Source organism: Brevibacterium sp. OS20, from assembly GCF_056837565.1.
Genome location: NZ_CM166367.1, coordinates 318932 through 337820 on the forward strand (window position 1 = coordinate 318932; position 18889 = coordinate 337820).

Below are 18889 nucleotides of genomic sequence, written 5' to 3' on the forward strand. Positions count from 1 at the left end.
TCGAGCGGCGCGGGCGGCCGACGTGATTGGCCGCCCGCGCCGCATCACTCGAACGACACGGAACCTTTCGCACGGGTGTCGACTCGCAGCTCGAAGACGTCCGGCCGGGAGTAGTGGCCGACCGAGTCGAAGTCGAGGTGCGAACGGGTTTTGGCACCGAGGTCGATGTCGGCGTAGAGGATCGTCTCCTCCTCGTAGACCGGTCCGGCCAGCACCTGGCCGGTAGGTGCGATGATGACGCTGCCGCCGCGGATGGCGGTCTCACCGTAGGGCAGTTCTTCGTCGAAGGGATGGTCGTCGGGGAATTCGCTCTTTGTGATGAACTGGCATGCCGAGAGCACGTGAGTGCGGCCCTCTAAGGCGATATGCGTCATCGTCGCCGTCCACGTCGGACGGTCATCGACGGTCGGCGCGCAGTAGAGTTCGACTCCCTTGGCATACATCGCCTGGCGCAGCAGCGGCATGTAGTTCTCCCAGCAGATGACACTGCCCACTCGGCCGAAAGGTGTGTCCATCGTGTCGAGGGTCGACCCGTCCCCGAAACCCCAGATCACACGCTCGGTGCCGGTGGGCATGAGCTTCCGGTGTGCGCCGACGACCCCGAGTTCCGGGTCGACCATCACGGCTGTGCAATAGAGGGTGTTGCCGGAACGTTCGATGATGCCGATGACGACGAAGGCACCGACCTCGCGGGCTGCCTCGGCGAGCTTGCCCATCTCGGGGCCATCGACGGCGACCGCTCCGTCGAAGTACCGCTGGAACTGCGCGCGACCTTGCTCGGTGCGCATCCCGACGGGGGCACCGAAGGTGCTGCCCTTCGGATAGCCGCCGATGAATGCTTCGGGGAACACGACGAGCTCGGCCCCGTTGCCGGCGGCCTCCCTCAGCCTGGCGATCGCCTTGTCGACCGACGCTTCGGCATCGAATGGAACGGAACCTGCCTGGACGACTGCCACTGTGCGCATAATGCTCGACCCTCTTCGCTCGATGGAATCTCCTGGCTCAACTGTCGAACGGTTGACAGTAAAGGTCAAACAGCCGGAGCGCTCGCCTCGAACGGACGGGCGCCCCGCGATTCTGTATCGAATCGCGGGGCGCTCTTTCAGTAGGGGGCATCAGCTCCAGAACGAAGCGGACCGAGTCCGCATACTGTCGCGGAACTGTCCTGTTGACTTCTCGAGCAGTTCACCGGTGCCCCAGTCGAGGACGACGCCGTACTGGCGGATGACGTCGTGGACGGTGATCTCGCCGTCGCGGTAACGGCGGGCCACCTCGGCGGGGTCGGCGTCCAGCCAGGATGCACGTTCGGAGCGGATCCGTTCCCGTTCCTTGGCTGTCGCGGCCTCGTCGATCTCGTATTCATCGAGTTCGGCATCGATCTCACGGACGACCACGCCATAGTCCTTGGTCGCACGGTCGATGGAGACATAACCGTCGATGACGTCCTCGAGCACCTCGGCTGTGCTCCGCTCGAGCGGATCCCCGAAGCCTCCGCCTCCGGCGCTGGGGCGTTCGAACGTGTCACCAGGGCTGATGGCTACGTTCGAGAATGTGGCGCCCAAGTAGCGCGGGTTCTCCGAAGAAGGATTGAGCCAGACTCCGTGAGGGATCGATGGCAGTCCGCCATTGATGCCCCACGTCGTCGAACGACCGCGGTCGCAGCAGTAGCTCATCACGGCACCTGTTGCATCGGCGAGGATGCCGCCCTTATTGACTCCGCAGCCTCCGCGGAATCTGCCGGGACCACCTGAGTCGATGTTGATCGAGTGCTGGGTGGTGACCACCGGGGTCAGCCGCTCCTGACCTTCGACCGGCTGGACTGCGAGTCCGGTGCCGAACACCGGTGACGTCGCCGACGATCCGTCCTTCGTCGACCGGCCGCCCCAGCCTCCGGCCATCCAGTCGTACCACATGAAGTACGGGCTTGATTCGGACCTGGCATCATGCCCGCCAACGAGCAGATACTCGAGATTGAACGCGCACGCCATCGCGCGTTCGGGCATGATGTGGGACCACAATTCGAAGATCGCGTTCATGACCTTCTCGTACGGCCCCGAGCAGAACCCAGTCACCGCATGGGGCCAGCCCGCATTGACGACAGTTCCCTCTTCCCCGATTTCCGCGGTCACCGCCTGATAGAAGCCAGAGTTGAGAGGTACCTCCGGGAAGAACGTCTTCGTCCCTGCGTAGATCGCCGAGAACGTCGTCCCATAGCCGGAGTTGAGGAAGGTTGAGACCGCCTCGGCGGAGCCGGTCAGGTCGTAGTGGATGCCTGTTCCGTCGAGGGTGAGCTTCACCCGGATCGGAGCCAGACCCTCACCCTTGGCGGGGTCGCCGTCGAGGAAGTCGACGGTCTCCCACTCGCCCTTCGGCAGGTCGCCGAGGCCGGCGAGGACCGTGCGGCAGACATAGTCCTGCGTCTCCTGCATCGCGTCGAGGACCGTGTCCTTCGAATATTTGTCGACGAGGCGGAGCACTTCACGTTCGCATACAGCAGTGGCTTCGGCCTGGGCGTTGAGATCACCGAGCGCCTGGTCCGGAGCGCGAGTGTTCGATACGAGCAGCTGCGCGACATCGTGGAGGAACCGGCCCTTGTGCCACACTCGCAACGGGGTGATGCGCAGTCCCTCACCGAAGTGCTCACTGGCCGAGACATCGAACGAGCCGGGTACGGATCCACCGATATCGGCCCAATGCCCCTTGTTCTGCGCGAAGCCGATGATCTCGTCGTCCGCGAAGATCGGACGGATGAAGCTGACATCGTTGAAGTGCGTGCCGCCGCGGTAGGGGTCGTTGATGAGGAAGACGTCGCCGGGGTTGATGTCGTCACCGAACTCCTCCATGACGGCCTTGCACTGGAAATGCAGGGTGCCGACGTGAACGGCGATGTCAGCACTGCCCTGCATGACGGTGTTTCCGTAGCGGTCGCAGAGAGCTGACGAGAAGTCGCGGGAATAGATGACAAACGAATAGCAGGTCCGCAGGATCTGCTCGCTCATGAGGTCGACGCTGGTGGCGAAGGCGTTCTTCAGCACTTCGAAGGTCACCGGGTCGAGAGTGGACGTCGACTGTTCCGTAGTTGTGGTCATGGGTTTCTCCTCACAGGCCGTTCTGTGTCGTTTTCTCGGAGGCGGAAGCCAGCGCCGGCTCGCCTGCCTCGGAGTTCAGTGCGATGCGGATGTTGAACCATTCGTCGATCACAGCCGAGGAATTCGGCGGGATGACAGTCGTCGAATCGATCTGGTTGAGAATCGCCGGTCCGATGAACGCCGCGCCCGACGGCAGGTTCTCGCGCTGGTAGACCGGCGTCGCATGCCACTGACCGTCGAAGTAGACATCGCGGACCTCGATCGGCTCTCCGGGTTCCTTGCTGCTGACCGGTGTCGGTTTGAAGGTCGGTTTCGGCGTTCTGCCGAGCGCTTTGAGATGGAGCTGATAGATCTCGACGGGGGTGTCATCCTGCCGGAAAGCGTACTGTTTCTCGTGTTCCTCGTGGAAGAGCTGGACGGCCTCGCGCAGAGCGTTCGGTCCCGATCCCATCTTCACCTGCAGCGACCTCCACTGGCCGTGATAGCGCATCGAGATCCCGCGTTCGAAGACCGCGTCTTCGTCAGGGACCTTCTCATGTCGCAGCCGATCTCGACCTTCGAGCTCGAGCTCACGGAAGTGCTGTTCGACGGATTCGGCATCAGCGGAGTCCGCGACGCCGGTGAACATCTGCGACAGGTCGTGCTGAATGTCGACGAGGAGGCATCCCAGCGCCGAGGTGACTCCCGGGCTGGGCGGGACGATGACCGAGGGGATGTTGAGTTCGCGAGCCACATCCGCTCCGTGCAGGGCGCCCGCTCCGCCGAAGGCGATGAGCGCGAAATCTCGCGGATCGAGGCCTCGGCGGATGGACACGAGACGGACCGCATCGGCCATGTTTGCATTAGCGACCTTGACGATGGATTCGGCTGCGGTGTCGATGTCGAGCCCGAGCGGGTCGGCGATCTTCTCCTTGATTGCCGCCTGAGAGCTGTCGCGGTCCAGAGTCATCTCGCCGTCAGCGAGATCGGTGCCCAGCCGGTTGAGCCAGAGGTTCGCATCTGTGTTCGTCGGTTCCTTCCCGCCTCGTCGATAGCAGACAGGACCTGGGTCGGCACCCGCTGACTGAGGGCCGTTTCGCAGTGAGCCGGCAATGTCGATGTGTGCCAGCGATCCTCCGCCTGCTCCGATTGTGAGCACCTCGATGCTGGGGAAGACGATGGGGTGACCGTATTCGACTTCCCACTCGTTCGTCTCCCGCAGCTCACCATCTGCGATGAGCGAGATGTCTGTCGAGGTGCCGCCCATGTCCAGTCCGACAGCATTGTCGTACCCACACTGTTCGGCGACGTGCTGGGCGGCTATGGCTCCTGCGGCGATCCCCGAAGCCGCCAGTCTGACAGGAAATTTCTTGACCATTTCCGATGTCATCGAACCGCCTCCGGAGTGGAGCAGCAGCAGTTCTCCGGCATAGCCGTCGTCGGCCAGGCTGCTGTCGAGCTGCTCGACGTAGCCGGACACCAGCGGTCCGAGCACGGCATTGGCAACCGTCGTGTTGAATCGGTTGTGCTCAAAGATCTCCGGCAGCACTTCCGCCGACGTCGAGATGCTGGCCTCGGGCAGCTCCTCGGCGAGGATCTCTCGCATCCGGATCTCATTTGCGGAGTTCGCATAAGAATTGATGAAGCAGACGGCGATGGTCGTCGCTCCGCGCTTCTTCAGCAGTCGCCCGAGCTTCCGGGCCTCATTTTCATCGAGTTCGGTGACGATATTGCCGGCGTAGTCGACGCGTTCTGTGACTTCGAATCGGTCGCGGCGACGAATGTATGGACCGGAGACGTCTGAGTACGCGTCCCACAGGTCGTCCTTCGTGCCATCACGGATCTCGATGACATCGCGGAATCCTTTGGTCGTCACCATCGCCGATTTGGGGAATCTACGAGTGATGAGCGCGTTGGTCGCCACGGTCGTTCCGTGCGAGAAGAGTTCAACCTGGCTGAGGTCGATGTTCGCTCGCTTCACTCCGTTGAGAACGGCCTCCATCGGGTTGTCCGGAGTCGAAGGTACTTTCGTCACCCTCATCTTCTGGGTGGATTCGTCGAAAACGCAGATGTCGGTGAACGTTCCGCCGACGTCGACTGCGACGCGTAGATCTGCCACGGTCATCTCCTTTGATTGAGGTGTTCTCCATAGACTGGCCTTTCGCAAACGAGCAGGTCAATGGAGCAGACGAAGGAAGAATCAGTAGGATTTGTGAAAATCACAAAAGCTCATCATCGTTGCTGGAAGCCGGCCCGCCGGTGTGTCGGCAATGGCGACGCCAAGGAGAGACGCAGATGTGTTCGAACCGAAATTCGCTGACCCGAGAGCAGATCTTCGACGAGCTGATGAGCGGTCTCAACTCCGCAGATCCCCTCGAGTCGACCCTTCTGCGTGCCGCGAGAATCTGCAGAGGTGCGGGACTCGTCGTCAACGAGCTCGGAGAGGTCGTCCGATCGGTCGGTTCGGCGCCGACTCATCTCATCTCTCAGTGGATACATGATGAAGTCGTCACGGACGCTGACAGTGCACGGTGGGGCGAACCGAAGGCAGCAACAATCGGACGCTGGCACGTTCACGCTCAGGCCGTTCGTCTTCGCAGTCGCAACCACATCATTGTCGTCGCAGTGCACGGTGATGAGTTGGTGGAAAGAGAGGACGGCGCAGCCGGTGGGCGGATCCTCGACGTCTTGTCCAAGTTATTGCGGGCTTTCGAGGGCTTCGAATCGTTCTCGATCAGCAATCGGCGGGAGGAATCGGTCCGAGTCCTGCGGGATCTGGAAGCTGGAGTCTCACCGGGACGTGAACCGGCGCTGTGGCGGCTCCTCGAGAGCTTCGGATTCGTCGCCTACGAGCCGATTCGAGCCGTGCGGATTCGTCTCGACACTGCGGACTCCGAGTCAGCGCGACCGGCTCTGCCTCCTGGAGGCGGACTCGTCATCAGGGAATCTGGGTATGGAGCATCGGCGATCGACCAGACCGTGGTGTGCTCGGGGGACTTCGATATCGAGGGCCGCCTGGATACTCCAGGTCTTCTCGGCGTCGGAGTATCTGGTCTCTTCACTGCACTGAGCCAGGTGCCGGAGATGCTGCAGACGGCGAATGTGGCACTCGGCTCAGTGCGAGGTACGAAGTTCGCGTTCGTCGACCGAATGCGCCCGATCGAATGGGCCGCGGCGCGCATGAGCTCGCGTTTCGACCGTCGGCTCGTCGCTGCTTTCCTCAACCCGATAGTGACCAAGCCCGAAACTTCCACCACACTGCGCACATACGTGGACAGCGGCGGAAACATTTCTGAGGCTGCCGCTCGGCTGCATGTGCACGAGAACACTGTGCGTTATCGAATCGGGCAGATCGAGAAGGTATTGGGCGCACGCCTCACCGATCCACGGGCCGCGGCGGAGATCGTCCTCGCTCTGCAATGCCTCGATACGGCCGAACACGCGTAACCTGAGACCATGCCCCGTCACCTCCTGACCTCGACGCCGCCGAACCCCGACCCTCGCCGAGGGGGTCCCGCCGGTGACGACGTAAACGGCGCCGACACAGCTGCCGCGCCCAAACCGCACCCCACAGGTCCCGTCCGCGGACGTGGTGCACTGCTGGCTCTCTGCGCCGTCCTCCTCATCGCCTGGGTCGGCATCTCCGGTGTCGGGGGACCGTACTTCGGCAAGATCTCCGAGGTCGCCACGAACGACCGCTCGTCCTTCCTTCCCGAATCCGCGGAGTCCACGCGCGCTCAGGAGCAGATCGAGAAGTTCAGCGACCTCGACTATGTTCCCGCGATCGTCGTGCTCGAGAACAGCGACGGAGTCACCGACGACGATCGGTCCCGACTCGATGAGCTGACGAAGTCGCTCGAAGATGATGAGCTGCTGGCCGCCGATCCCTCGCCGGCCATTCCCTCCGATGACGGCGAGGCCCTCCAGCTCATCCTCCCGGTCTCACAGGCGACGACGTCCGATGATGTCGAGTCCATCAGAAGCGCGATCGGCAAGGTCTTCCCGACTGCGGTCGCTGCTGATATGACCCCAGGTCAGACCAGCAATCTCCCGACCACCGTGGCAGACGTCCACGTCACCGGCCCGGCGGGATTCTCCGCGGACCTCTCCGAAGCCTTCGCCGGCATCGACGGCATCCTCCTGCTCGTCGCGCTCATCGCGGTCTTCGTCATCCTCATCATCGTCTACCGGTCACCGCTGCTGCCCGTCATCGTCCTCTTCACCTCGGTCGCTGCGCTCGCCGCCTCGATCTTCATCGTCTGGCATCTCGCCGATGCCGGTATCCTCCTGATCAACGGGCAGGTCCAAGGCATTCTCTTCATCCTCGTCGTCGGCGCCACCACGGACTACTCCCTCCTCGTCGTCGCCCGGTTCCGCGACGCACTCCTCCACGAGTCCGACCGAGTCAGAGCCGGTCTGAGCGCCGTCAAGGGAGTTCTCGAACCGATCGCGGCCTCCGGCGGTACGGTCATCGCCGGACTCCTCGTCCTCCTGCTCACCGATCTTGCCTCGACTCGTGCACTCGGCCCCGTCGCCGCGATCGGCATCGTCGTGGCGATGCTCGCGGCCCTGACCTTCCTGCCCGCCGCACTGATGATCATCGGCCGAGCCGTGTTCTGGCCCTTCCTTCCGCGTGTGCAGGCTGAAACGGCGAAGCCCAAACGCGGGATCTGGGCCCGCATCGCCGAGGCGGTTGCCGACCATCCGCGCCGCATCTGGGTCACGCTCGTCATCATCCTCGCCATCCCGCTGCTCGCCCTCCCGCAGTTCAAGGCCGAGGGAGTCCCACAGTCCGACTTCGTCCTCGGCGACTCCGAAGCTCGCGACGGCCAGGACATCCTGGCCGATCACTTCCCCGGCGGCTCCGGGTCCCCGGCACAGATCGTCGTGGCGAAAGATGAGCTCAGCGATGCCGCGAAGGCTGTCGGCCGCCTCGGCGGGGTCGAATCGATGACCGTCGTCGCGAACGATTCCCCGAGCGGGACGCTGTCCATCGGCAAGGACGGCGAGCTCGAACAACCGCGCGGTCGCCCGGGAGCCGCCGGCTCGGGCGTGTCCGGGCAGCCGGGGGAGTCGCAGCCGACCCCGACCGAGGTCGACGGCAAGGTCCTGCTGGAGGCGACCCTGACCTCCGTCGCGGATTCGGACGAGGCCGAATCGACGGTCACCGAGATCCGCGATGCCGTGCACGACATCGACGCGCACGCCCTCGTCGGCGGGGAATCCGCGGTCGACCTCGACACGAACACCACCGCCGAGGCGGACCGGACCTTGGCCATCCCGCTCATCCTCGTCGTCATCACGGTCATCCTCATCCTGCTGCTGCGGTCCCTGCTGGCCCCGCTGCTGCTCGTGGTGCTCACCGTGCTGTCCTTCGGCACTGCGCTGGGCGTCTCCGCGCTCGTGTTCAACGATGCCATCGGGTTCTCCGGTGCCGATCCCTCGGTGCCGCTCTATGCGTTCGTCTTCCTCGTCGCACTCGGCATCGACTACAACATCTTCCTCATGTCCAGGGTGCGGGAGGAATCGCTGCACCTGGGAACCCGGGAAGGGGTGCTCAAGGGACTCGTCTCCACGGGCGGGGTGATCACCTCGGCGGGCATCGTGCTGGCGGCAACCTTTGCCGCGCTCGCCGTCATCCCGGTGATGTTCCTCTTCCAGCTCGCCTTCATCGTCACCTTCGGCGTGCTGCTCGACGCGATCCTCGTGCGCTCGCTCGTCGTTCCGGCGTTGGTCCATGACCTGGGCCGAAGCGTCTGGTGGCCCTGGCGCAAGCGCATCCCTCGGGACTGATGGCAGAGCCTCACGAGGGACTTGCCGACGATTCGTCGGCCAGTCCCTGCCTCAGCTTGTACTTGAGGATTTTGCCGCCGACGGTCGACGGCAGTTCGTCACGGTAGATCACGTGCTTGGGTGTCTCGAAGCCTGCCAGATGCTCACGGGCATAGGCGATGATCTCTGCCGGGTCGGGGGCCTGACCACGGGGCACGATCACCGCGGTGACCGCTTCACCCCACCTCTCGTCGGGCAGCCCGACGACGGCGGCCTGGGCGACCGCGGGATGTTGGACGAGCACTGATTCGACGCGCAGGGATGACACATTCTCACCACCCGACTTGACGATGTCCTTGAGGCGGTCGACCATGATGCGACGGCCGCCTTCCCCATAGCGGCATGAGTCTCCGGAACTGAACCATCCACCCCGAAACGCTTCCCGGGTGGCGTTCTCATCCTTGTAGTAGCCGGCAACCATGACCGGAGAACGGTAGACGGCCTCTCCGACCGTATCCGTGTTCTCGTCGATCGGCTCTCCCAGGGGATCGACGATCCGAGACGCGAGGAGCGGGCTCGGATAACCGACGTAGTTCTCGGTGGGAGAAGTCCGTCGGTAGAGCTCGTCGTCGCCGTCCGGCCAGAATCGGTGACATGAGATCGACTCCGTCTGTCCGAAGATCGCAAAGGGTTGGACCTGTGGTGCCCGCGCGCGCAGCCGGTCGAGGACGGATGGGGGCAGAGCGGCCCAGCCGTAGGTGAGGGAGGTGAGGTGCGGAAGGGAGATGTCGTGCTCCTCGAGCTCCGAGGTGAGGGTATCGACCATCGCCGGTGAGCCGCCCCAGAGGGCCGTGGCTTGCTCGGCTGACAGCGCCTCTGCGATGACTGCGGGATCGGGTCGTCGCCCCATGACGAAAGTGCCCCCGACAGCCATGGTCGCAAGTGCGAAGATGTGGTGTCCGATGTGGTACATCATCGGCAGGCAGGTGACCAGGACGAGGTCGCTTTCGAACTTCAGTCCTCGAGTGAGGCTGAGGGCGAATCCATGCGCGGCCAATGTCGCACTCGTGTGAGAGAGCATGACGCCCTTGGGCATGGCTGTGGTCCCCGAGGTGAACAGGATCTCGGCGATATCGTCGCCGTGGACTGTGCCTGAGGGCTCGCGATCGGGCTGTCCCTCGACGAAGTCGTCGAACGACACAGTGCCGGCAACTGCCGATCCGCCGATCTCGAATGTCATGTCCGCCTTCAGCCCGGCTTCGTCGAGGCCGGGCGAGACCCGATCGAAGAGTTCTGCGTCGACGGCGATGAAGCCGGGGTCGAGCACTCCCAGCGTATGCGCGATGACATCCGAGCGCAGCGCAGGATTGATCGGTGCGACCACTGTTCCGATCTTCGCGGCGCCGAGGCGGAAGACATAGGCTTCGACGGAATTCTCCACGAACATCGCGATCCGGCCGCCCCGATCGAGGCCTGCGCCGAGGAGGGCGTGGGCGACGCGGTTGGCGAGCTCGTCTGCTTCTCGGTACGTCAGTCGTGCATAGCGGTCGGACGAAGTCGCGCCATCGAGACCGACGATGGCGTCGTGCTCCGGCGTGCTCCACGTGACCCGCTCGATGAGGTCAGCTGTGCAGACGCGGTTCCACCGCTGGTCCGCGCGCCGGTTGTAGAGAGAGGTGACATCTAGAGACATGTGGGTGCTCCTCGTGTGGTAGTCGACAACTGTGTCGCCCACCCAGCATAAGTGACTTGCAATTCACTATTCAATACCTTGACTGAGAGTAAATCACGTCTAGTATGTGAATCATGAGTCACTTAAAACATTTGGGAATCAGTCCTGGGCGCACTGTGGCGAGGAGGACACCATGCAGGTTCTGAAAAGCACTTTCGACTTCGACAGCGATATCGCGGCGGAGAATCGCAAGGGCAATCTCGCTCTCATCGCGGCTTTGGAGGAGGAGCAGCGCAAAGCTGCCGCCGGAGGCGGGGAGAAGTACGTTCTTCGCCACCGCGACCGCGGGAAGCTGCCTGTGCACGACCGTGTCGAACTGCTGCTCGACGAGGACGCCCCGTTCCTTGAGCTTTCGACCGTCGCCGCCTGGGGCACCGACTACCAGGTCGGAGCCAGCGCAGTCACCGGCATCGGCGTGGTCAGCGGTGTCGAATGCATGATCATCGCCCATGACCCCACGGTCAGGGGAGGAGCATCGAACCCGTACACGTGGAAGAAGGTGCTGCGGGCGACGGCGATCGCGCAGGAGAACCGCCTGCCCGTCATCAACCTCGTCGAATCCGGAGGCGGAGACCTCGAACGGCAGTCGGAGCTGTTCGTCCCTGCCGGACGCCTGTTCCACGACCTCACGGCCCTGTCGGCCTCCGGGGTTCCCACGCTCGCTCTCGTCTTCGGCAACTCGACGGCCGGCGGCGCCTATGTTCCTGGCATGTGCGATTACACGGTGATGGTCGCCGAGCAGGCGAAGGTGTTCCTCGGCGGACCGCCACTGGTGAAGATGGCGACCGGTGAGGACACGGACGACGAGAGCTTGGGCGGCGGCGACATGCATGCGCGAGTGTCCGGTCTCGCCGACTATCTCGCTCAGGACGAACGCGAATGCATCGCCATCGGTCGTCAGATCGTCGAGCACCTGTCGTGGCGGAAGCTCGGCCCCGGGCCCACGGAGGCGGCAGACGAACCGATCTACGATCCCGAAGAGCTGCTCGACATCGCATCGGTCGATCTCAAGGTGCCATTCGACCCCCGGGAGGTGCTGGCACGCGTCGTCGACGGTTCCCGCTTCGAGGAGTACAAGCCTCTCTACGGATCCGCTCTCGTGACCGGGTGGGCTTCGATCCACGGCTATCCGGTCGGCATCCTCGCCAACGCTCGCGGGATCCTGTTCAACCAGGAGGCGAAGAAGGGCGCTGAGTTCATCATGCTCTGCAACCAGACCGACACGCCGCTGATCTTCCTGCAGAACACCACGGGTTTCATGGTCGGCACCGAATACGAGCAGAACGGCATCATCAAGGACGGATCGAAGCTCATCAATGCGGTCACGAACAGCCGTGTGCCTCATCTGACGATCAACCTCGCTGCGTCCTACGGCGCAGGCAACTACGGCATGTCGGGCCGGTCCTACGACCCTCGTCTCCTCTTCACCTGGCCGAATTCGAAGACCGCGATCATGGGCCCAGAGCAGCTCGGCGGGGTGATGTCGATCGTCGGGCGCCAGGCCGCCGCCGCGGCAGGACGAGAATTCGACGAGGAGGCCGACGCCCGCCGTCGGGCCGAGACGGAAGAGAAGGTCGAAAGTGAATCGCTCGCCCTGTATATGAGCGGTCAGTGCTACGACGACGGAATCATCGACCCCCGTGACACCCGCACAGTGCTCGGCATCGGTCTGTCCATGTGTCACACGCAGAAGATCAGCGGCACCCGCGGCTTCGGCGTATTCAGGATGTGAGGAAGAGAATGATCAGAAAGATTCTTGTCGCCAACCGGGCGGAGATCGCCTCTCGTGTCTTCCGCACTGCTGCAGACATGGGGCTGTCCACCGTCGCAGTGTATTCCGATCCCGACCGGGACGCCCCCTTCGTCAGCGATGCCGACGAAGCGGTGCCGTTGGGCGGGTCCACACCTGCCGAATCCTACCTGCGCGCCGATGCGATCATCGCAGCCGCCGAACTCACCGGAGCCGACGCCATCCACCCCGGCTACGGCTTCCTCTCGGAGAACGCCGAGTTCGCGCAGTCATGCGCCGATGCGGGAATCCGCTTCATCGGGCCCAGCCCCGATGCGATCACGAAGATGGGGTCCAAGATCGCCGCTCGTGAGCTGATGGAACGATCGGGAGTCCCGGTCCTTCCGGGAAAGGACCTCACAGGCACCGACGCGGATACGGCCGCCTCCTACGCCGACGAGATCGGCTGGCCGGTGCTCGTGAAGGCGTCGTTCGGTGGAGGCGGGCGCGGCATGCGAGTCGTCCGCGACCGCGGAGAACTCGCCGAGGCGATCGAATCGGCCCGTCGAGAGGCGGGCTCGGCCTTCGGCAATGACACCGTCTTCCTCGAGCACTATGTCGACGAGCCGCGACATGTCGAGATGCAGATCTTCGGTGACGAGGCGGGCACGGTCGTGCATCTGAACGAGCGCGAGTGCTCCATCCAACGTCGCCACCAGAAGATCCTCGAAGAGTCGCCGTCGCCGGCGGTCGACGAAGAGCTGCGCGCTGCGATGGGCGATGCGGCAGTCAAGGCAGGAAAAGCACTGAGCTATGTGGGTGCCGGCACCGTCGAATTCCTCCTCGCACCCGATGGCAGCTTCTACTTCCTCGAGGTCAACACTCGTCTGCAGGTCGAACACCCCGTGACGGAGCTCGTCACCGGGCTCGATCTGGTCCGACTGCAGATCGATGTCGCCGACGGACGTCCGCTGCCGAGCGATCTGTCGAATCCGAGTATCAGCGGCTGGGCGATCGAAGCCCGCCTGTATGCCGAGGACGTCGAGCAGGGGTTCCTGCCCGCTGCCGGAACCCTCGACGAGTTCGACGTTCCGATGCTGCCGGGGGTCCGGCTCGACAGCGGGGTGGTCGCCGGCAGCGTCGTATCGACGAACTACGACCCGATGCTGGCCAAAGTCATCGCCCACGGTGCCACTCGTGCGGAGGCGCTGGCCCGGTTGGCCAAGACGCTGAGACAGACGAAGGTCGCGGGCGTGACGACCAACCGCACGCTGCTCGTCGGCGTCCTCGAGGACCAGGACTTCGCATCCGGCCGCATGGACACGCACTTCTTGGACCGAGTCTCGATCTCGGACCTCCAGGCGGTCGGCGACATCGGCGACGCGAACTGCTTTGCGCTTGCAGCAGCACTGGCGGATCAGGCCCTCAACCGCTCACGTGCCCGCTCACTGACATCTGTGCCCACGGGGTTCCGCAACAGTCCTGTCGGACTGCAGGAACGCACTCTGCTCCGAGGAGAGACAGAGCACCGGGTCGAATACCGGCTGAATCGCGCCCCCCTCTTCCGCGTCGACGGAGAAGAGCTCGACGTGACCGTGGAGAACGCGACGGCTGAGGCAGTGGCCCTCATCGTCGATGGTGTCCGTCGTAGCTTCACGATCAGTTCTGTGAACGAGACAGTGATCGTGTCCGAGCCGCGCGGGAGCGTGACCTTCGCCCGCGCACCGCGCTTCCCCGATGCCAGCGATCAGATCGATCCCGGTTCCCTCGTCGCTCCGATGCCGGGAACGGTCGTCCGCCTCAACGTGTCCGTGGGCGATGTGGTGGCCGAAGGCGATACGCTCGTCGTCCTCGAGGCGATGAAGATGGAGCATTCGGTGAAAGCCGCCACCGGCGGCACCGTCACCGAAGTCCCGATCGCGGCCGGATCACCGGTCGACAACGGTCAGACGCTCGTCGTCCTCGCCGGGGACACCGAAGAGACGAGCGCCGAAGACGCAGCCGAAGGAAAGGAGTGAACACAGTGGCGGAGGAGACGAACACCGCTGGAGAAGAGGTTCTCTACGAGGTCATCGATCGGACAGCGTGGATCACGATCAACCGTCCCCAGGCCCGCAATGCTCTCAACGCCGCGGTTCGGGAAGGCCTCAAGGAATGCTTCCTCGCAGCCGAGGGCGACGACGAGGTGGCCGTCATCGTGCTCACGGGCGCCGGCCAGAAAGCGTTCTGCGCGGGCGGAGATCTCAAGGAGATGGCCGATGCGTCATTGACCATCCCCCCGCCCGATTACGTGCCTCAGCCGAATCGCACCCTCGACATCAGCAAACCGATCATTGCGGCCGTCAACGGCCTCGCTCTGGCGGGCGGATTCCTGCTCGCACAGTCCGCTGACCTCATCGTGGCGGCGGAGAACGCCAAGTTCGGCGTCACGGAGATCAAGATCGGACGCGGGGCTCCCTGGGCGGCACCACTGGCATGGCTGATACCACCGCGGATCGCTATGGAGATGCTCGTCACCGGAGATCCCCTTGCAGCGGAACGGGCCTACGAGGTCGGCCTCGTCAATGATGTGGTGCCCGCCGAGCGACTCCGGGAACGGGTCGGCGAACTCGCGGCCACGATCGCTGCGAACGCTCCGCTCTCGGTGCGAGCGGGCAAGGCGACCGTCTATGCGACGGCTCATCACACGAGAGATGAGGCCTTCGATGCCGCCGAGGACATCTGGCACGATGTCTATCTCAGTGAGGACGCCCAGGAGGGGCTGCAGGCGTTCGTGGAGAAGAGGAAACCGATGTGGCAGGCTCGATGACCAAGACGGAGGTCGTCGAAGAACTGTGCGGCGACCTCGTACGGGAGCAGAATCGGCTGCGCGAGGTCCTCGACGGTCTCGCCGAGCCTGACTGGGCAGTGCCCACACCGGCGGAGAACTGGACGATCCACGACCAGATCGCGCATCTCGCCCATTTCGACTTCATCACTCACCTGGCGATCTCACAGCCCGACCGCTTCGTCGTCGTACGCGACACGATGGTCGACCTGCAGACCTATGTCGACCTCATCGGACCGGCGAACCTGTCTCGGACAGGTGAGGACATGCAGCGATGGTGGAGCGAGGAGTCGTCGAAGCTCATCGACGCGATCGCGACGGCCGACCCGGAGAAGCGAGTCCCGTGGTTCGGTCCTCAGATGAGCCTGCCGTCGAAGATCACGGCACGCATCATGGAGACCTGGGCGCACGGTCAGGACATCAGGGACGCGCTGGGAGTGACCTCCTCGCCCTCGCCCAATCTCGTCCACGTCGCCAGGATAGGCGCACTCGCCCTTCCCAACAGCTTCGCGGTCCGCGGCATGGACGTGCCGGCAGCCGCCGTCCGCGTCGAGCTCGATGCCGATGACGGAACGGTGTGGAGCGCGGGACCCGAGCATGCGGCGGAGAAGGTGACCGGGCCGCTCGAGGATTTCTGCCTCGTCGTCACCCAACGACGGCACGTCGCCGACACTGCCCTGCAAACCGACGGTTCGACGGCTTCCACATGGATGGAGATCGCGCAGGCATTCGCCGGTCCTCCCGGGCCCGGACGCGCGCCGGGCCAGTTCGCCGCCGCCCCTACGCACTTAACTCCCGACCACCGAAACGGAGGCCAATCATGACCGCACAGCGACCCGTGCGCATCGGCAACTACGCCGGATTCTACGGTGACCGTCTCTCAGCAGCCCAGGACATGGTCACACAGGGTCCCATCGACGTGCTCACCGGCGACTATCTCGCCGAACTCACCATGCTCATCCTGTGGAAGGCCAAGCAGAAGGATCCGGACGCCGGCTTTGCCAAGACGTTTCTCCTGCAGATGGAGGAGATCCTCGGCACCTGCCTCGATCGTGGCATCAAAGTGGTCGCCAACGCGGGTGGGCTCAATCCCGAAGGTCTCGTCACCAAGCTCTCGCAGCTCTCGGAGCGCCTCGGCCTCTCACCCCGACTCGCCTACGTCGACGGTGACGACATCCTCGATCGCATCCCTGAGCTGCAGGCACGGGGCATCGATCTTGCGCACCTCGACACGGGGACGCCGCTGGCCGATTCCACCGGAGACCCCGTCACGGCCAATGCGTACCTGGGCGGGTGGGGCATCACCGAGGCACTGGGAGCGGGAGCCGACATCGTCGTGTGTCCGCGCGTCACCGATGCCTCCCTCGTCGTCGGCACCGCGGCCTGGTGGCACGGATGGGAACGCACGGATTTCGATGCACTCGCCGGAGCCGTGGCGGCAGGTCATGTCATCGAATGCGGACCGCAGGCCTGCGGCGGAAACTATCCCTGGCTCGACGAACTCGAGGACCGGCGTCAGCCGGGATATCCCATCGCCGAGGTAGCCGGGGACGGTTCGTCGGTGATCACGAAACACGAGGGCACGGGCGGAACGGTGACGGTCGGCACGGTCACCGCCCAACTGCTGTACGAGATCGGTCCACCCGGCTACCTCAATCCCGATGTCATCGCGCGCTTCGACACCGCCCGACTGTCTCAGGAAGCCCCTGATCGGGTCCGTATCGAAGGAATCCGCGGGGAGGCACCGACCGATTCGCTCAAGGTGGCGCTCAATCGCCGAGGAGGATACCGGAACTCGGTGACCATGGTGGTGACCGGGCAGTCGATCGAGGAGAAGGCGGCCTGGGCTCAGGAGCAGCTTTTCGCGGAGCTGGGCGGACGCGATCAGTTCGACGACGTCGACGTGCAGTTGGCCCGATTCGATCGTACCGACGCCGAGACCGAACAGCTCGCAGGCGCCCATCTGACGGTCACGGTCAAGAGCGCCGACAAAGAGAAGGTGGGACGCCGGTTCTCCAATGCGGCCACGGGCCTCTACCTGGGCGGCTATGCGGGCTTCCACACGCTCACTCCTCCATCGGACGCCTCGTCATTCGGAGTGTATTGGCCCACCCTGGTGCCGGCAGCGGAGGTCGAACACACCGTCACGCTGCCTGACGGGCAGGTCCGCACGATCGCACCGATCAGGGCATCCTCCGAGGAGCAGCGTGATACCCAGGTCCCCGACGTTCAGCTGCCTCCAGTTCCCGAGGGCCCGACCGAACGCGCGGCACTCGGGCTCATCTGCGGAGCCCGATCGGGCGACAAGGGCGGAAACGTCAACGTCGGACTCTGGACGCGGGACGCGCATGCCTACTCGTGGCTGCGCGAGTGGATGACGATCGAGCGTTTCCGGTCGGTTGTCCCCGAGATCGGCGACCTTCCGGTGGCCTTGTACGAGCTGCCGAACCTGTACGCCGTCAACTTCGTCGTCACAGGACTGCTGGGCGACGGAGTTGCGTCGTCGACACGTCCTGACCCCCAAGCCAAAGCCCTCGGAGAATACGTCCGTTCGCGCTTTGCCGACATCCCGAAATCACTTCTGAACAGAGGAGAATGAGCCCATGGATTTTGCTCCCAACGACGATCATGAGGCACTGCGGGAGGCGATTCGCGCCGTCTGCAGAGACTTCGACAAGAGCTACTACGTCCAGCGGGCGGAAGCCGGCGAGCCGACGACCGAGGCGTGGAAGGCCCTGGGCGACCATGGGTTCATCGGCATCAACATGCCGGAGGAATACGGAGGCGGCGGGGCCGGACTGACCGAACTGGCGATCGTGTGTGAGGAATCCGCTGCGGCCGGAGTTCCGCAGCTTCTGCTCCTCGTCTCGAGCGCGATCTCGGGAGAGGTGATTGCGAATTTCGGGACGCAGGAGCAGAAGGAGAAGTGGCTTCCCGGGATGGCCGACGGCTCGAAGAAGGTCGTCTTCGCCATCACCGAGCCCGATGCGGGAACGAACTCCCATCGCATCGCGACGACGGCTCGTGAGGTCGAGGGCGGATGGACGCTGTCGGGGACGAAGCACTTCATCTCCGGTGTCGATGAGGCCGACGCGGTGCTCGTCGTCGCGCGCACTGGTACTAACGACGCGACCGGCAGCGGCGAGCTCTCGCTCTTCATCGTCGAGACCGACGCTCCTGGTCTCGTCCGCCACCGTCTCCCGGTGTCGGTGGCACTGCCCGAGAAGCAGTTCACCCTGTTCTTCGACGAGGTGTCGGTCGGGCAGGGCAGCCTCGTGGGCGAGATCGGAAAGGGGCTCAAGCAGGTGTTCCACGGGCTCAACCCCGAACGGATCACCGGAGCAGCGATCTGTGTCGGAGTCGGTCGGCTCGCGCTCGAGCGTGCGTCGGACTATGCCCGTGAGCGCCGTGTCTGGGACGTGCCGATCGGTGCGCATCAAGGTGTCTCCCACGCTCTTGCGCAGGCGAAGATCGAGGTCGAGCTGGCCGGCCTGATGACCTCGAAGGCAGCGTGGCTGCACGACCACGATCTGCCGGCCGGGGAAGCCTCGAACATGGCGAAGTACGCTGCGGCGGAAGCCGGCCTGGCTGCGACGGATGCCGCGATCCAGATCCACGGCGGCAATGGGCTCGCGACCGAATACGGACTCCTTCCCTATTGGGCGCTGGCACGACTGCTGCGGATCGCTCCGATCAATCGCGATATGATTCTCAACCATGTCGCTCAGCACTCGCTGGGCCTGCCCCGCTCGTATTGACCG

At 64.1% G+C, this 18889-nt stretch carries 12 protein-coding genes; 8 read left to right on the plus strand and 4 right to left on the minus strand.

Annotation, left to right across the window (positions count from 1 at the left end; translation table 11 throughout):
• Nucleotides 1–44: 44 nt before the first annotated feature.
• The 3 genes from ACVZTU_RS01450 to ACVZTU_RS01460 all read right to left on the minus strand — a co-directional run bounded on the left by ACVZTU_RS01450 (nucleotide 45) and on the right by ACVZTU_RS01460 (nucleotide 5187).
• Complete coding sequence (locus ACVZTU_RS01450; RefSeq protein ID WP_482401187.1) at nucleotides 45–965, minus strand: carbon-nitrogen hydrolase family protein; 921 nt, start codon at nucleotides 963–965, stop codon at nucleotides 45–47.
• Between the two features lie 150 nt (nucleotides 966–1115).
• On the minus strand, nucleotides 1116–3089 hold the full coding sequence (locus ACVZTU_RS01455; RefSeq protein ID WP_482401188.1) for a hydantoinase B/oxoprolinase family protein: 1974 nt from the start codon (nucleotides 3087–3089) through the stop codon (nucleotides 1116–1118).
• Nucleotides 3090–3099: 10 nt separating this feature from the next.
• Nucleotides 3100–5187, minus strand: coding sequence for a hydantoinase/oxoprolinase family protein (locus tag ACVZTU_RS01460; RefSeq protein WP_482401189.1), 2088 nt, complete (start codon nucleotides 5185–5187; stop codon nucleotides 3100–3102).
• Nucleotides 5188–5363: 176 nt separating this feature from the next.
• Here ACVZTU_RS01460 and ACVZTU_RS01465 point away from each other — a divergent pair, with 176 nt between their 5' ends.
• On the plus strand, nucleotides 5364–6515 hold the full coding sequence (locus ACVZTU_RS01465) for a PucR family transcriptional regulator (RefSeq protein ID WP_482401190.1): 1152 nt from the start codon (nucleotides 5364–5366) through the stop codon (nucleotides 6513–6515).
• A gap of 9 nt (nucleotides 6516–6524) precedes the next feature.
• Entirely contained in the window at nucleotides 6525–8861 is a 2337-nt protein-coding gene (locus tag ACVZTU_RS01470; RefSeq protein ID WP_482401191.1) for an MMPL family transporter, read from the plus strand.
• A 10-nt stretch (nucleotides 8862–8871) separates the two neighbouring features.
• On the opposite strand, the gene ACVZTU_RS01475 is transcribed toward ACVZTU_RS01470, so the two are convergent.
• Nucleotides 8872–10533 carry an AMP-binding protein gene (locus ACVZTU_RS01475; RefSeq protein ID WP_482401192.1) on the minus strand — a complete coding sequence of 554 codons (1662 nt, stop codon included), beginning with the start codon at nucleotides 10531–10533 and terminating at the stop codon, nucleotides 8872–8874.
• Between the two features lie 172 nt (nucleotides 10534–10705).
• Here ACVZTU_RS01475 and ACVZTU_RS01480 point away from each other — a divergent pair, with 172 nt between their 5' ends.
• From ACVZTU_RS01480 to ACVZTU_RS01505, 6 genes are read left to right on the plus strand one after another with little or no spacing between them, the layout of a single operon-like run.
• Nucleotides 10706–12304: an acyl-CoA carboxylase subunit beta gene (locus tag ACVZTU_RS01480; protein ID WP_482401193.1), complete on the plus strand. Its 1599-nt coding sequence runs from the start codon at nucleotides 10706–10708 to the stop codon at nucleotides 12302–12304.
• 8 nt (nucleotides 12305–12312) lie between these two features.
• Entirely contained in the window at nucleotides 12313–14319 is a 2007-nt protein-coding gene (locus tag ACVZTU_RS01485) for an acetyl/propionyl/methylcrotonyl-CoA carboxylase subunit alpha (RefSeq protein WP_482401194.1), read from the plus strand.
• Nucleotides 14316–15110, plus strand: a complete 795-nt coding sequence (locus ACVZTU_RS01490) for an enoyl-CoA hydratase/isomerase family protein (protein WP_482401195.1) — start codon at nucleotides 14316–14318, stop codon at nucleotides 15108–15110. The genes ACVZTU_RS01485 and ACVZTU_RS01490 overlap by 4 nt, the downstream gene beginning before the upstream one ends.
• On the plus strand, nucleotides 15107–15952 hold the full coding sequence (locus ACVZTU_RS01495) for a TIGR03084 family metal-binding protein (RefSeq protein WP_482401196.1): 846 nt from the start codon (nucleotides 15107–15109) through the stop codon (nucleotides 15950–15952). The genes ACVZTU_RS01490 and ACVZTU_RS01495 overlap by 4 nt, the downstream gene beginning before the upstream one ends.
• Nucleotides 15949–17727, plus strand: a complete 1779-nt coding sequence (locus ACVZTU_RS01500) for an acyclic terpene utilization AtuA family protein (RefSeq protein ID WP_482401197.1) — start codon at nucleotides 15949–15951, stop codon at nucleotides 17725–17727. Before ACVZTU_RS01495 ends, ACVZTU_RS01500 begins: the two co-directional genes overlap by 4 nt.
• 4 nt (nucleotides 17728–17731) lie before the next feature.
• Nucleotides 17732–18886: an acyl-CoA dehydrogenase family protein gene (locus ACVZTU_RS01505; RefSeq protein ID WP_482401198.1), complete on the plus strand. Its 1155-nt coding sequence runs from the start codon at nucleotides 17732–17734 to the stop codon at nucleotides 18884–18886.
• The last annotated feature ends 3 nt before the right edge of the window (nucleotides 18887–18889 follow it).